General features: G+C 46.2%; 13 protein-coding genes. 3 read left to right on the plus strand and 10 right to left on the minus strand.

The annotated features are described in order from the left end of the window. Window positions 1-192: 192 nt before the first annotated feature. Both hxpB and CAG69_RS21240 read right to left on the minus strand, forming a co-directional pair. Window positions 193-870 carry a hexitol phosphatase HxpB gene (hxpB, locus tag CAG69_RS21235; RefSeq protein WP_237668110.1) on the minus strand — a complete coding sequence of 226 codons (678 nt, stop codon included), beginning with the start codon at window positions 868-870 and terminating at the stop codon, window positions 193-195. Between the two features lie 153 nt (window positions 871-1023). Further along, entirely contained in the window at window positions 1024-1905 is an 882-nt protein-coding gene (locus tag CAG69_RS21240) for a LysR family transcriptional regulator (protein WP_161446115.1), read from the minus strand. A gap of 97 nt (window positions 1906-2002) precedes the next feature. On the opposite strand from CAG69_RS21240, the gene budA reads away from it, so the two are divergent. From budA to CAG69_RS21255, 3 genes are read left to right on the plus strand one after another with little or no spacing between them, the layout of a single operon-like run. Further along, window positions 2003-2788: an acetolactate decarboxylase gene (gene budA, locus CAG69_RS21245; protein ID WP_005373273.1), complete on the plus strand. Its 786-nt coding sequence runs from the start codon at window positions 2003-2005 to the stop codon at window positions 2786-2788. 29 nt (window positions 2789-2817) lie between these two features. Then, window positions 2818-4521, plus strand: coding sequence for an acetolactate synthase AlsS (alsS, locus tag CAG69_RS21250; protein WP_161446117.1), 1704 nt, complete (start codon window positions 2818-2820; stop codon window positions 4519-4521). Beyond that, the gene (locus CAG69_RS21255; protein WP_017820351.1) at window positions 4518-5276 is read left to right on the plus strand and encodes an SDR family NAD(P)-dependent oxidoreductase; all 759 of its coding nucleotides are present in this window, start codon (window positions 4518-4520) and stop codon (window positions 5274-5276) included. Before alsS ends, CAG69_RS21255 begins: the two co-directional genes overlap by 4 nt. Window positions 5277-5564: 288 nt before the next feature. On the opposite strand, the gene CAG69_RS21260 is transcribed toward CAG69_RS21255, so the two are convergent. From CAG69_RS21260 to CAG69_RS21295, 8 genes are all read right to left on the minus strand, one after another. Beyond that, window positions 5565-6161 carry a methyltransferase domain-containing protein gene (locus CAG69_RS21260; RefSeq protein WP_161446119.1) on the minus strand — a complete coding sequence of 199 codons (597 nt, stop codon included), beginning with the start codon at window positions 6159-6161 and terminating at the stop codon, window positions 5565-5567. Window positions 6162-6297: 136 nt separating this feature from the next. After that, window positions 6298-7500 (minus strand): phenylacetate--CoA ligase family protein, encoded by a 1203-nt coding sequence (locus CAG69_RS21265; protein WP_161446121.1) that lies wholly within the window; start codon window positions 7498-7500, stop codon window positions 6298-6300. A 9-nt stretch (window positions 7501-7509) separates the two neighbouring features. Beyond that, window positions 7510-8331 (minus strand): ABC transporter ATP-binding protein, encoded by an 822-nt coding sequence (locus CAG69_RS21270; RefSeq protein ID WP_161446123.1) that lies wholly within the window; start codon window positions 8329-8331, stop codon window positions 7510-7512. Window positions 8332-8411: 80 nt separating this feature from the next. Then, window positions 8412-9656 (minus strand): ABC transporter substrate-binding protein, encoded by a 1245-nt coding sequence (locus CAG69_RS21275; protein WP_161446125.1) that lies wholly within the window; start codon window positions 9654-9656, stop codon window positions 8412-8414. Between the two features lie 45 nt (window positions 9657-9701). Next, on the minus strand, window positions 9702-10769 hold the full coding sequence (locus CAG69_RS21280; protein WP_005382737.1) for a branched-chain amino acid ABC transporter permease: 1068 nt from the start codon (window positions 10767-10769) through the stop codon (window positions 9702-9704). Between the two features lie 11 nt (window positions 10770-10780). Further along, on the minus strand, window positions 10781-11674 hold the full coding sequence (locus tag CAG69_RS21285) for a branched-chain amino acid ABC transporter permease (protein WP_005373295.1): 894 nt from the start codon (window positions 11672-11674) through the stop codon (window positions 10781-10783). Beyond that, a complete protein-coding gene (locus tag CAG69_RS21290) occupies window positions 11674-13626 on the minus strand; it encodes a long-chain fatty acid--CoA ligase (protein WP_005373296.1) in 1953 nt (650 codons plus the stop codon). The genes CAG69_RS21285 and CAG69_RS21290 overlap by 1 nt, the downstream gene beginning before the upstream one ends. Further along, complete coding sequence (locus CAG69_RS21295; RefSeq protein WP_005373297.1) at window positions 13626-14426, minus strand: ABC transporter ATP-binding protein; 801 nt, start codon at window positions 14424-14426, stop codon at window positions 13626-13628. The genes CAG69_RS21290 and CAG69_RS21295 overlap by 1 nt, the downstream gene beginning before the upstream one ends. Window positions 14427-14635: the final 209 nt, after the last annotated feature.

Genomic DNA, 14635 nt, shown 5'->3' on the forward strand with positions numbered 1-14635 from the left:
GTTTTCACTCACATCATTTTGAGAAGAAGAGTTGATACAATCATCAAATCGCCTTTCAAATGTAACAAATCGATTATTGAGCTCGTCCAACATAGTCGTATCTTTTGCGAATGATTCTATAGGTAAAACCAATAAGAACATTGGCAGTAGGTATTTTTTCAGCGACCGACTGTTCACAATCAAGTCCTTCTTCTAAAAACTTTCATACGGTGTTGGTGCAATTGTTGCTCTCAAACTCAAGTTCATTAAACTCGCCAAATGGCTTTCATTAAACTCTGATAGCTTTTGCAGCTTTAGACTGGCTTCATTAAACTCTTGGTAGAACTTATCAGGTTGAGGTATCACGACTGTTTTTATGTTTGCTCGTGTTGCCGCAAGCATACCCGAATAAGAGTCTTCAAAGGCAATACAGTTACTTGAATCTACACCTAGTTTATTGATTGTTGAAAGGTAGACATCTGGCTCTGGCTTGCCCTGTTCTACATCGTCTGAGGATGATATCGCGTCAAAGTAACTGGCAATACCGAGTTTGTTCAGAATGATGGGAATGAGTTGATAAGGTGAATTAGTAGACAACCCTATCTTAAATCCTTTTTCCTTAAGCAATTTGAGTGTTTCTGTAACACCCTCTAATTCGCATCCTTTTTCAATTATTAATGTCTCCACTTTATCCACAACAGCATTCTCTACTTCGTCTAGGCTCTTTTCTTGCCAAGGATTACGTTCATACCAAAACCTTGTTACTTCACCTGTCGTCATAGTTGCAGTCTGCTTTGACAGCACTTCGGTCACTTGGACACCAACTGATGAAAACACCTGCTTTTCCGCTTCCTTCCACAAAGGTTCTGAATCAATCAGCAACCCGTCCATATCAAAGACCGCAGCGTATATCATTGGTACATCCTCAGTAAGTTCTATTCGTTGAGTAAGATTTGTCTATTCAACCAAAGCATAGCTTTGCATATAACGAGGGAGAGTATCACATTTGCCTGTGGCTATCAGAGCCAGCTCGATGACTCATCTTTAAGCCTCAACATGACCGATGTGCATGGCTACTTTTAACGCTTGTTTATTGAGATTAGATGCCTCCCAAGCAACAACAACACGACTAGTGAGAGGGATATCATCAATCTCGGCGACTGTCGCGGAATCATCGAGATGTTCAGCCAGTGAGCGCGGAACGAGAGCGATACCTAACCCAGCCTGCGCCATGGCGATCGTCGTACGAAGTTGCGGTGCTGCGAATTGTGGTTCGAGCCTTACTCCTGCGTCGGCAAAAAGTGTGCTCATACCATCAAACAATGCAGGTCCAGTCTCTCGTGGAAACAGTAAAATTTTATGGCCTCTCAACTGTTTCATCTGGATACAGGGATACTTTGCCAGCTCGTGCCCCGCCGGAATCACCGCGACAAACGGGTCGTTAAACAACACCTTGCGCTCAAAAGGCTCACTGGCGTAGCAGGGTAGCCGCATGATTGCGAGATCAAGTTGTTTGCTTTTTAACTGAGCGGCAAGCTCTGGCATTGACAGTTCCGCCGTCTGTAAGTGAACCCCATCCTCTTGAATTCGCCCCACCCTCTCTAATACCTTAATGCAAGTTGATGTTGACGTTGCGAACCCGATTTTAACCTGCGTATTTTCACCACGGGCAATCTGTCGAGCTTTTGCTTTAGCGCGTTCCACATCAGCAAGAATATTTACCGCATCCGTATAAAAGACTTGCCCTGCATGGGTCAGTTCTACTCCTCTAGACAAGCGCTTAAATAAGTCCACGCCAAGCTCGTGCTCTAGCTTTTTGATTTGTTGACTCAAAGGAGGTTGCGCAATCCCTAACTGTTCAGCTGCTCGGGTAAAGTGACGAGTCTCGGCGACCGCGACAAAATACTTCAGGTAGCGAAATTCCATATATTTTCCATATCAAAATAAATCTTTTTTATATTGGATTTAGCACCGTGTAGAAGTCAATCTAAATATACTCTTCATTGCATAACTGGTCTTACTCATGCGTGGATTTTATAACCCTCTATGTGCTTGTTCGCTTGAAGTAGCGAAAGAATTTTCTGAATACCATCACGTTACCGGAGATGGTGAGATTTATCAGACTTCGTTAATGAGTGCTTTGATCGCTGGTGTTTACGAAGGCTCAACAACCATAGAAGAACTGCTGAAACATGGGGATTTTGGTTTAGGTACGTTCAATGAATTGGATGGTGAGTTGATTGCGTTTGATAAGGAAGTTTTTCAACTCAAGTCGGATGGCTCCGCAAACCCGGCAGACCTGGCGCAAAAAACGCCCTTTGCTGTCATGACTTTTTTTAAGCCTGATATCGAGCTGCCACTGACATCGCGCATGTCACGTCATGAAGTCCATAGCCTCATAGACGACATGGTTCCAAGCGATAACTTATTTTGCGCAGTGCGCATTGATGGCGTTTTCGATTCAGTTCGTACTCGCACCGTACCTAAACAAACACGCCCTTATCGGCCAATGCTTGAAGTGGTCAAAGAACAACCAACGTTCCGCTTCACGCATAAGCAAGGCGTGGTCGCCGGCTTTCGCAGTCCTAAATATACGACTGGCATCAATGTGCCCGGCTATCACGAACACTTTATTACCGATGACCGCCAAGGAGGTGGTCATATTCAGGATTACAGCATTTCGTCAGGGTTCCTCCAGATTGGCAAAGTCTCGCGGCTAGTGATTGATACCCCGGTATCGACAGACTTCCTCAACGCCAATTTGGCTCCGGAAGATATAAATACCGCCATAGAAAAGGCGGAAAAGTAACAAAGTCAGGCAAATAATAAGGACAACAAATGCAATCCAAACCTTCAAATAAAAATGGAGCTCAGTTGATCGCTCAACAGCTAGAGTCTCTCGGCATTAAGTACATTTTCGGTATTCCCGGTGCAAAAATCGATCGACTGTTCGATGCGATTGAAGACACTAACATCCAAATGATTCCTGTACGTCACGAGGCTAACGGCGCATTTATGGCGGGCGTTATGGGAAGACTAACCGGCAAAGCAGGCGTCACCATGGTTACGTCAGGCCCTGGCTGTGGAAATCTAGTTACGGGGGTGGCAACAGCAAACTCCGAAGGCGATCCGCTGATTGCTATCGGTGGTGCGGTGAAACGAACTGACCAGCAAAAACAAACACACCAGAGCATGGATACCGTCAGTATTTTTCGCTCTATAACCAAGTTCAGTGCTGAAGTGCAGCATGTGGACGCCGCAAGCGAGATCATGGCGAACGCATTTCGTATCGCAGAGTCAGGTCGTCCTGGGGCTTGCTTTTTGAGTCTCCCCCAAGATGTTTTATCCGAGCAAACCCAAACGGACATTATTGTCCCCTCGCCTTACACACAGCCTGGTTACGCAGACATCGCAGCAATCGAAGAAGCGGTCAGTCGAATCAGTAAAGCAAAGCGCTGTGTGGTTTTACTTGGCCTTCACGCAAGCCGCAGTAAAAACGCTGCTGCTATCGCCCGATTTCTTCAAAATACGCAGCTACCCGTTGTCGGCACTTACCAGGCCGCCGGCACGGTAGACATTAATTACTATCATCACTTTGCTGGGCGTGTCGGTTTGTTTAATAACCAACCTGGCGATGTTTTACTGCGGGACGCCGATTTAATTCTCACCATCGGCTTTAGCCCAATAGAGTATGACCCTGAGCTTTGGAACAGCCACCGCAACCCAGTGATTCACCTCGATATTGAACCAGCAGAATACCAACTTAATTATCAACCTTGTGTTGAAATCGTCGGAAACATTGCGCAGTCATTAGACAAGATGGGCAGCTATATCTCTGAATATGCTCGCCTTTCCCCAACGGCACTTTCAGTACTGGAAGAGGTAGCACTGCAACGGCAAGTGATCAAGACCTATCCCAATGTCTATCACAAGCAAGGGTTTCATCCATTGGCGCTAATTAAAGCCATGCAATCTATCATCACACCAGATACCACGCTATGCCTTGATATGGGGAGCTTCCACATCTGGATCGCTCGTTACTTAAGCTGTTTTCGAGCTCGCCAAATGCTGGTGTCTAACGGCCAACAAACGATGGGCGTTGCACTACCATGGGCCATTGGTGCCAGCCTACTAAAACCTGGTAGCAAAGTGGTATCGATATCAGGAGACGGCGGTTTTATGCAATCGAGCATGGAGTTAGAAACCGCGGTTAGACTGAACTGCAATATCGTCCATATTGTGTGGGTTGATAACGCCTACAACATGGTAGAAATGCAAGAGATCAACAAATATCAGCGCTGCTCTGGTGTGAAATTTGGACCAATTGATTTCAAGGCGTACGCCGAATCATTTGGCGCGAAAGGCTTCGCAGTGACTAGTCAACACGAATTGCTACCGACATTGAATAAAGCCATGGACGTTGAAGGACCAGCAGTGGTGGCTATCCCCGTAGATTACAGCGACAACGACAAACTGATGTTGCCGCGCACAGAGAAAAATCAAGATCCCGTTTTTGTAAGTTTCGAAGGAGAAATCGCATGAGAGGATTAAAAAATAAAGTCGCACTCGTCACTGGTTCTGCCAATGGTATTGGTTTGGCCATCGCAAAACGTTTGTATGAAGAAGGCGCAAACGTCGCTCTTGCCGATTGGAATGAAGAGCAGTTGGCAAACGCCGTTGAGGGCTTTGATAAACAGCGTGTGTCTGCGCATTCTATTGATGTTTCTGACCCAGAAAAAGTCGCAGCACTGATTTCTGATGTTGTTACCCGTTTCGGTAAACTGGATATTTTAGTAAACAATGCTGGCGTACATGTCCCTGGTTCCGTGATTGAAGGTAGTGTGGAAGACTGGAAGAAGATCTCAGGTGTAAACATTGATGGTGTTGTTTATTGCGCGAAGTTTGCTTTGCCTGAACTCTTAAAAACGAAAGGTTGTATGGTAAATACCGCGTCCGTTTCCGGTTTGGGTGGTGACTGGGGTGCCGCATTCTATTGCGCGAGTAAAGGTGCAGTGGTGAACCTTACCCGAGCGATGGCATTGGACCATGGTGCGGATGGGGTAAGAATTAACGCCGTATGCCCAAGTTTAGTAAAAACCAACATGACAAACGGCTGGCCGCAGGACATCCGCGATAAATTCAATGAGCGCATTGCGCTTGGCCGAGCAGCCGAACCTGAAGAAATTGCGTCTGTCGTGACTTTCTTGGCAAGTGATGACGCATCTTTCATTAATGGCGTAAACCTACCTGTAGACGGCGGCGCCACCGCATCAGATGGTCAACCTAAAATAGTATAAGCATGAAATAGACAGATCAGTAAGAGACGTTCTACTACCTTTCGGATCGATGCTGATCTGTCGCTTTACGCTCTGAGCACATAACCCGTGCCAGCAATAAACTCAACCACTCAACCGCTGTTAGAGATATCTCAACAACTTAAACCAGCAACGAGAAATTAATGTTTCACACAAACCGACAAACTATGTGAGCATTCCATCAGACATAGAGTGAAGACTTATGTATCAGCGATTCACAAAGAACCAGACAGTTTCCGCGAATACTTTCTAAAGAAGTCTCAGTGACGACTAACGTTTCTGCCACACCATCCATTGCTCTCTGCCTTTAAAAACCTCAACACTGTTTGCCACCACTGAGGACTTCACAAGTTCAAACGTGGGCTCTAGAAAAGCTGCCAACTCCCCACTTCGCAAACAAAATGGAGGGAAGCGAGAGTGGTAATCATCATCTATAACGAAATAACCAATTAACAAACCGTCTCTTGGCAGCAATTTATCCACCATAGCAAAGTATTCTGACCACATGTCTCTCGGTAGTGCTGCGAGAAAGGCCCGCTCGTAAATGACATCAAACGAGTGAGAAAAATCGGCATTAAATACATCACCCAATACGACTTTATCTTTGTAGTTACCTAACGTTGATTGCGCCATTTTTACCGCTTCTTGGCTGTAATCCATCGCGATCACGTCATGCCCATATTGAATAAAAGTGCTCAGTTCATAAGCGGCACCACACCCAGGAATAAACACTGACTGGCCTACATGAAGTGAATTGTCGAGATAATCCTTGAGTTCTTGAGGTGTCGATTGGGCATCCCAAGGCATAGTGCCTCGGATAAACAAATCATCCCAGAATTGTGTGTTAATCATTGGTGCCTGTTTCATTTACCCGCTCCCTGATTGCGGTAGTAAAAAATAAAGGGATACGCAGCGCAATGTGGTATCCCTTTTCTAGCCTTTTGTCTGACGTTGTTAGTTTTTTATGACAACCACTTTCTACTGCACTTATGCCACCAATGAGTTAACTGCGAAGATCATTGATTAACGGCTGCTCCGCTTGGTTCGGTACAAACTGGACATTGCCTTTCAGTTTAGTGACAGACTGGAGTGTTGCTTGAATGTCCTCTGCTGATACATGCACATCATGACAACAGAAAGTAATGGCATCGTTGAAGCCATCGCGCTCAATTTTCAAGGAGCCTTTAATATCGTGGCGACGACAGACTTCTTGGATCTGATGCGGATAAACAAATAGCCCTTTTACTTTCACCGCGGAGTCTGCTCGTCCCATCCAGCCCTTAATTCGTGCATTCGTGCGTGAAGAATCAGAACTTGTCTCTAGGTATGCCGATAAATCTCCCGTTGCGTAGCGAATCAGCGGGAACTTCTCATCGAGCGACGTTACAACGACTTCACCGACTTCTCCCGGTTGTACAGGAACACCATCAGGATCAACGATTTCAACAATAATATCCTCGGCAATCACTAATCCTTGTTCACCAGACACTTGATAAGCAATCAAGCCAAGCTCTGCACTTGCGTAGGCTTGAAAGACTGCAATGCCTTTTTCCTCAAACATCTGTTGCATGTCTGCTGTAACCGCTTCACCAGAGACCAGAGCTTTCTCAAAGCTAGGCAGCTCATCGTATTTCTCTTGGTACTTTTGTAGCAACGTCAGCAAATAGGAAGGTGTACCAGTGTAACCATTAGGTTGAAGCTGTTTAATTGCCTCTATTTGCGCTTCGGTATTGCCTACCCCAGCCGGAAATACCGAACAGCCACAAGCCCTTGCGCCACCATCCATAATAAATCCGCCAGGAGAGAAATGGTAAGAGAGCGTGTTATGCACTAAATCACCCGCACAGAACCCAGCAGCGTGAAACGCGCGCCCCATACGCCAGAAATCGGCCTCATTCGTTTGAGCCTCATATAAAGGCCCAGGAGACTGAAAAACACGTGCCATTTGACCAATGGCAACGCTATTTAAGCCACCAAACGGCGGATTGAGCTGCTGCTGGCTTGGGACATTGAATTTGCGCGTAATCGGAAACTGGGCAAGCCCTTCACGATTATTCGCCAACGCAGACTCTAACTCAGAAAAATGCGCCGCATAGTGCTCGCTGTTGGCTTTTGCGTTTTCAATCAGTGTCGGCAAACGTTGAAACAACGCTTCTTCTCGTGCCTGCGGAGGCAAAGACTCTTTCGCATCAAATAGTTCGTTCATCATCGCTCCTTACAACCAACGCTTACGACGTTTGTAAGATTTCAGGTTCTTGAAGCTCTTGCGATCTTCATCGCCGCCGCCAAGGTAGAACTCTTTCACATCTTCATTGTTTAGCAGTTCGTGCTTGCTGCCATCCAGAACGATTTTGCCTGATTCCATGATGTAACCGTAATCGGCGGCTTGAAGAGCGAAGTTGGCATTCTGCTCAACCAACAGCATGGTAATGCCTTGATCTTTATTGATTTTGTTAATAATACTGAACACCTCTTTCACCAGCAGTGGTGAAAGCCCCATCGACGGCTCATCCAACAAGATCATTTTCGGACGAGCCATTAACGCTCGACCAATCGCCAACATTTGCTGCTCACCACCTGACAAATAGCCCGCCAGCCCTGTGCGCTCTTTAAGGCGAGGGAAATAGTCAAACACCATTTCGATGTCTTGCTCGACTTCGTTATCCGTGCGTGTATAAGCCCCCAAGCGAAGGTTTTCTATTACCGTCATGTCTTCAACGATTCGGCGCCCTTCCATTACCTGGAAAATACCTGAACGGACGATCTCTTCCGGGCTTTTGTTATCAATACGCTCGCCCATGAAGTTGATCTCGCCACGGGTGACTTCGCCATCTTCGGTTTTCAGTAGACCAGAAATTGCCTTCAACGTTGTTGATTTACCCGCACCGTTGGCACCGAGTAAGGTCACGATCTGCCCTTTTGGCACCTCTAGGCTCACGCCGCGCAATACCAAGATTACTTCGTCGTACACCACTTCAATATTGTTCACTGAGAGCAATATTTCTGCTGGTTCGATATTCGTTGCTAATTCTGTCATCAAGCCACTCCTTGCTAGGGTGAGAGTCTCCTCTCACCCATCCTTATTTTTAGTAAGCTTTGTTATTAATAAGTCGTAGATTAGTAACCTAGCCAATCATCACGACGTGACAACGTCACCTGAGACACTTTCTTAATGTCGACTGCACCGCCGTTGTTGTTACCCATAAAGACGTTTACAGTTGTTGTGCCACGGTGATCTTCTGGTTGCCAGTTAGCAGGAACACACACGCCCTCTAAGCCTTTTGGTACCCAGTTATCATGGACATACATGCCTTTCTTGATGTTGTCACCCGTGATACCACCGTTGTCTTTCGCCCATTCCATCGCTTCTTTCATGTAGAACGCAGAACAAATGCCGCGAATGTAGTGGTGAGTTCTAAACTCGCCCGGCTCTGATTCAGACTGTTTAGAAATTTCACGAACCAGTTTCATGCCTTCGTTATCGTCTCCCCAAAACGCCGTCATGCCAGGAAAAACGTAATCTTTAAGGCCATCGCCCGCCGCTTCAAGTACTGGCTTGTCACCGCCCCAAATGTTCGCCATGTACTGGAACTCAGTACCAACCGTGTTGCAAGACTTCACGAGTGAGATAACCGAGCTACCGATATTGGCAATGTAACCGTAGTTGGTGCCAGACTCTTTAAGTGACAGACATTGTGCTTTGAAGTCCCCTGGTTTTAGTGACACAACGACTGGGTTTTGCACATCAAAACCAAGCTCTTTGGCGTACTCTGCACACGCTTCTTTTGGCGCATTCGGGAATGGATGGTTATCGCCAATGTGCGTAAATTTCGGCGCACCTTGATTGCCCTTAGATTCCCAATCTTCTTTCGCCCACTTAACTAGCGCACGGCACGCATCTGAGTACGACGCACCATAAAAGAAATTATAAGGCGCTGGTTTCGCGGTTTTTGGGTTTTTGCCAGTTGGGTCAGTTAAGTGACCAGAGTAAGAAGCAGAGAACACCGGCACTTTGTCTTTGGTAACAAACGAAATAAGTGCTTCGGTATCCGCCGTACCCCAACCTTGCAGCGCAACCATGTCTTTACGCGCCACCCAACGTTTATAGTTGGAAATCGCCACTGGTACTTTGTACGCCATGTCTACTGTTTCAAATTCGAGCTCGGTACCGTTAATGCCACCGTTTTGGTTAATCCAACGCAATGCGTCTCGCACGCCAGAACCATAAGGCTTGCTCACATAGGCAGTTGGTCCAGAAAAGTCGACTAATTGCCCGACAAACACAGAATCTTTTGCCCAAGTTGCAGTAGTAAACAGTGCAGATGACAGCACCAACGTTGTCGCTAAATGTCCTTTGTTCATAACTCGTTGTCCTTGTTATTGAGGTATATTCCACTTAATTCCACGTTAATATGAGAACGGATAGTGTTTCCAATATGCTCGAATCTGTTGCCAGCGATGCGATAATCCTTGAGGTTCGAAAATGAGGAACAGCATGATGACTAGACCAATCGCCATTTCTTTGAAGTAAGCCAGACCATCAGTGAAAGCGGTGGTATCACCAAACGCTGAAAGCCCCGTTACGCCAAACTCCAAAACTTCAGGCAGCAATACGATAAATATCGTCCCCATCAATGTGCCTTTGACTGAACCCAAGCCACCAATGATGATCATTGCCAAGAACTGGATAGACATCATGATGGTGAAGCCTTCTGCTGATACAAACCCTAGATAATGTCCGTAGAGTGCACCCCCGATGCCCGCATAGAATGCACACACTCCAAATGAGAGCAGACGATACTTGGTTAGGTTGATGCCCATGATCTCTGCTGACAGATAGTGATCTCGTACTGAGACAAACGCGCGACCGTCACGAGAACGGATTAAGTTTGATGCCCACATATACATGAAGATCAGCGCAAACAGAGCGATGTAGAAGAAGCTTTCGTCAGTCGTAAACTCAAAGCCAAACAAATTAATTGGGTTCGCGCTTGCACCGTATGAGCCGCCACTGAACCAATCTGCGCGAGCAAAGAAGTCCTCTAAAATAAACTGCGCCGCCAACGTTGCGATGGCTAGATATAAACCTTTAATTCGAGCCGCTGGCAGACCAAACAGCATCCCCACAATCATGGTTAAGTAACCCGCAAGCGGAATCGCAAACACGACTGGAATGTTAAACTGGTTATTTAGCCAAGCCGATGCAAAGGCGCCAAAGCCAAAGAACGCACCGTGACCTAGCGAGATTTGTCCGGTAAAACCAACCAAAATGTTTAAGCCCAATGCCGCGATACCGAGGTATGCAATCTGAATAAACAGGTTTAGGAAGTAAATATCCAAGACCAGCGGTGCTGCCAGCATGGCGATGACACCTGCAATCGCAAGGCTTCTGATGGTTTTGGTTTCAAAAATTGGCGTATCGCTTTTGTATGTGGTTCGAAAATCCCCACATGGGCGCATGCTAAGTTGAGCCATGTTATTTCTCCTTAAATACGCTCAATATCTTTGGTACCAAACAGGCCATATGGCTTGAAGGCAAGAATGATTAACAGCACATAGAATGGTGCGATGTTGTATAAGTTACCCACTTGCAGGTATTGGCTATCAAAAAACTCAGCCAAGTTTTCTAGCACCCCGATGGTGATACCACCGACAATTGCGCCGACTACCGAATCTAAGCCACCTAAAATAACGGCTGGGAAAACTTTGATACCAATAATGGATAGCGCGTCAGATACGCCGTTAACGATACCGATAACAATCCCTGCTGTTGCAGATACCATTGCCGAAATGGCCCAACTGATGGCGAACACTTTCTTGATGGAAATGCCAAGACTCTGGGCTACTTGCTGGTTGAATGCCGTTGCGCGCATTGCCAGACCCATTTTGCTGAATTTGAAGAACCAGTAGAACGCGCCCATGATGAGCATTGAGAAGATCAAGCTCAGAATGTAAGCAAACTCAACATTCAAACCTCCGATATTCACCACGTTGGTTTCGAACACTTGCGGGTACGACACAGCAGAGACACCGAATATCCACTTCATCAGCGCTTGGAAAAACATCGATAGACCAATGGTCACCATGATCACAGAGATAATCGGTTCACCAATCAACGGTCTGAGCACAATGGTTTGCACGGCGATACCAAAAATCATCATGAACGCGAGCGTTAGTAAAAAGCCGATAAAAAACGGTAACTGTAGGTGTACCAATGCCGCCCAACATACCCATGCGCCAATCAACAAGAACTCACCCTGAGCAAAGTTGACCACCTGGGTCGATTTGTAAATCAATACAAAGCACATGGCGACAACGCCATACAACATGCCAACGATCACGCCATTAATGACGAGTTGCAGTAATAAATCCGTATTCACTATGCGATCCTCCGTTGTTCGCTATCCACTAGTGTTGGCTCATGCTCAATAAGCGTTTCAATAACTAGCGACGTTTGAATGCGTGTTTTGGTGCCATCTTGATAAGTGATCACTGTATCGACATCGACTTTTGGATCGTCGCTGTAGATGGTTTCGATGATGTCTCCGTATTTCTCTGCAACCACACCACGGCGTACTTTACGTGTGCGAGTTAGCTCTCCATCGTCGGCATCCAGCTCTTTGTAAAGTAGAATGAATTTGCTGATCTTCTGTGCATCCGGTAGGGATTCGTTCACTTTTTGAACTTCTTCACGAATCGCTTGGTACACTTCTGGTTGAGCAGATAAGTTGGTGTAGTTGGTAAATGCCAAGCCGCGTTGCTCTGCCCACTTCGCGACGATCGCATAGCGAATACAGATGATGGCAGACAGCCAAGGTCGACCTTTACCTACCACCACGGCTTCTGCAATAAACGGCGAGAACTTGAGTTTGTTTTCGATAAACTGTGGCGAATAACGGTCGCCATGGCTGGTTTCCGACATATCTTTCAGACGATCAATCACCACCAAGTGACCGGAATCTTTAAAATAGCCCGCATCGCCTGTGTGCATCCAACCATCTTGAACATCTTCATCATATGCTGCTTGGTTGTTTAAGTAGCCAGTAAACATGCCTGTACTTTTCGCGATGATTTCACCAACGCCATTGCTGTCCGGGTTGATGACTTTCACTTCTGCATTATCAAACGCAACACCAACGGAATCGTAATCCACATCATCCGCTTGGTGCACGGTGTATGCGCCACACATTTCGGTCTGACCATAAAGCTGCTTAAGTGGCACACCAATAGCTTGTAGGTAACGGAAAGTATCCGGTCCCATCGCCGCACCGCCGGTTGCCGCAGATGTCAGGTTCGAAAACCCTAAACGGTCACGCAGAGCACGCAGAAGAATCCATTCAGCCAACTTAGAGCGTTTACCCTGCTCCAGCGCTTTGTTGGCTAAGCTCATGCCCAGTTTGTACATCTTTTGCTTAAACGGTGTCGAATCCATCATTCGTGCAGACACGTCTGCCACAATGTTTTCCCACACACGTGGCGCTAACAGCACAAAGTTTGGACCGATTTCACGCAAGTCGGACATCATGGTTTCTTGTTCTTCCACAAAGTTAACGATTTGACGAGAAATCAACGCCTGACCAACCACGTAAACCTGCTCCATAATCCAAGGCAAAGGCAGAACAGAAACGTAGTTGTCGCCTGGGGAACGAGGGTCTGCACGCAAGTAAGCCGCACAGTGATCCAAGAACGTGCCACTGTGTAGCTGAGCCAATTTTGGTTTAGAAGTCGTACCCGACGTAGTACAAAGAATTGAAAGATCGCTGCCTTTGGTTTCAACAACCATATTGAGATATTTGTCTGGGTCCGCTTTATCAATCAGCTGACCTTTTTTGTAGACCTGTTCAACATCAATTAATCTTGGATCATCGTATTTACGCATTCCACGAGGATCGCAGTAAATAATGTATTCAACGCTAGGAATTTCATCACCAAGCTCAAGCAGCTTGTCGCATTGCTCTTCATCTTCGGCAATCACGACTTTTGCTTTTGCATAGTTGATAAGGTACGCCACCTCTTCGTGCATAGAATCTTGATAGATGCCCAGCGAGAAACCTTTGATCGCATGTGCCGCTAACTCGCCCCATACCCATTCAGGGCGGTTATCACCTAGCAAACCAACGACATCTTGCTCACCAATACCCAAATCTCGTAGTGCCAGTGCCATCCACTTGACGCGGTTTTCATAATCCTTCCAAGTGAACTCTCGCCATATACCAAACTCCTTTTCACGCATTGCGACTTGTTCGGGCCAGTTCTTGGCATTGTGTTGCAACACTTTTGGAAAGGTATCTAAGCGGGTTATATCTGCCCAATCATTATGTTGCTGTGCCATTATGCACTCTCCTCTAATGTCGGTAACTCTTCGCCTAAGTACGCTTGTTTCACATGTGGGTTGGCCATCACTTCTTCAGGCTCACCCGTAGCAATGTGTTTACCGAAATCCAAAACCAAAACGCGATTAGAGATGTCCATGACCACGCCCATGTCGTGCTCAATCATGATGATCGTGATATCTAATTCTTCATTCAGATCCATGATGTAACGTGCCATGTCTTCCTTTTCTTCCAAGTTCATACCTGCCATTGGTTCATCAAGCAGCAGTAACTTAGGTTTTAAGGCAATGGCACGAGCAAGCTCTACACGCTTACGTAAGCCGTAAGATAGCGTGCCTGCAGTCGCTTTTCGGATGTGCTGGATTTCTAGAAAATCGATCACGTCTTCCACATATTTGCGGTGCGCCATCTCTTCTTTCTGCGCATTGGAGAACCAATAGAGTGGCCCCGTGACGAAGTTATTTTTCAGTAGGTGGTGTCGGCCAACCATGATGTTGTCCAGTACCGACATATGAGAAAAGAGCGCTAAGTTTTGGAAGGTTCTTCCCAGCCCTAACTCAGCTCGTTGGCTTGGTGTACGTTTAGTTACGTCATCTCCAGCGAAGATTACAGAGCCTTTGTTTGGTGTGTATCGACCAGAGATGCAATTGAGCATTGAGGTTTTACCTGCACCGTTTGGACCAATGATTGAAAAAATTTCCTTTTCATTCACATGGAAGCTCACGTCAGTTAAAGCTTTCACCCCACCAAAAGCCAATGAAATATCGTTTACCTGCAACAGAGGCGATTCCGATACCATAGTTGATCTCCCTTTCGTTATTTTAAGTGCGTTCCATTGAGCACTATTTGATCAAACCTAACTTTGATACTGGTAACCGCTTTTACACCTATGCATCAACTTTGCATTCAGTTTACGTAAACGTCAATTTAAAATCAGAATAGTGCCTGAAAGATTAAGTTGCAATCGAATTCATCGAGAAAGATTTGAACTAACGCAAACTTTAAGTA

The sequence above is a fragment of the Vibrio sp. V43_P6S15P86 genome (genome assembly GCF_009904725.1).
GTDB lineage: Bacteria > Pseudomonadota > Gammaproteobacteria > Enterobacterales > Vibrionaceae > Vibrio > Vibrio diabolicus.

What these genes read in the sequence shown, in the direction of transcription:
- hxpB (WP_237668110.1), bottom strand. Translation starts at nt 870, where the DNA reads ATGGACGGGTTGCTGATTGATTCAGAACCTTTGTGGAAGGAAGCGGAA.
- CAG69_RS21240 (WP_161446115.1), bottom strand. Translation starts at nt 1,905, where the DNA reads ATGGAATTTCGCTACCTGAAGTATTTTGTCGCGGTCGCCGAGACTCGT.
- budA (WP_005373273.1), top strand. Translation starts at nt 2,003, where the DNA reads ATGCGTGGATTTTATAACCCTCTATGTGCTTGTTCGCTTGAAGTAGCG.
- alsS (WP_161446117.1), top strand. Translation starts at nt 2,818, where the DNA reads ATGCAATCCAAACCTTCAAATAAAAATGGAGCTCAGTTGATCGCTCAA.
- CAG69_RS21255 (WP_017820351.1), top strand. Translation starts at nt 4,518, where the DNA reads ATGAGAGGATTAAAAAATAAAGTCGCACTCGTCACTGGTTCTGCCAAT.
- CAG69_RS21260 (WP_161446119.1), bottom strand. Translation starts at nt 6,161, where the DNA reads ATGAAACAGGCACCAATGATTAACACACAATTCTGGGATGATTTGTTT.
- CAG69_RS21265 (WP_161446121.1), bottom strand. Translation starts at nt 7,500, where the DNA reads ATGAACGAACTATTTGATGCGAAAGAGTCTTTGCCTCCGCAGGCACGA.
- CAG69_RS21270 (WP_161446123.1), bottom strand. Translation starts at nt 8,331, where the DNA reads ATGACAGAATTAGCAACGAATATCGAACCAGCAGAAATATTGCTCTCA.
- CAG69_RS21275 (WP_161446125.1), bottom strand. Translation starts at nt 9,656, where the DNA reads ATGAACAAAGGACATTTAGCGACAACGTTGGTGCTGTCATCTGCACTG.
- CAG69_RS21280 (WP_005382737.1), bottom strand. Translation starts at nt 10,769, where the DNA reads ATGGCTCAACTTAGCATGCGCCCATGTGGGGATTTTCGAACCACATAC.
- CAG69_RS21290 (WP_005373296.1), bottom strand. Translation starts at nt 13,626, where the DNA reads ATGGCACAGCAACATAATGATTGGGCAGATATAACCCGCTTAGATACC.
- CAG69_RS21295 (WP_005373297.1), bottom strand. Translation starts at nt 14,426, where the DNA reads ATGGTATCGGAATCGCCTCTGTTGCAGGTAAACGATATTTCATTGGCT.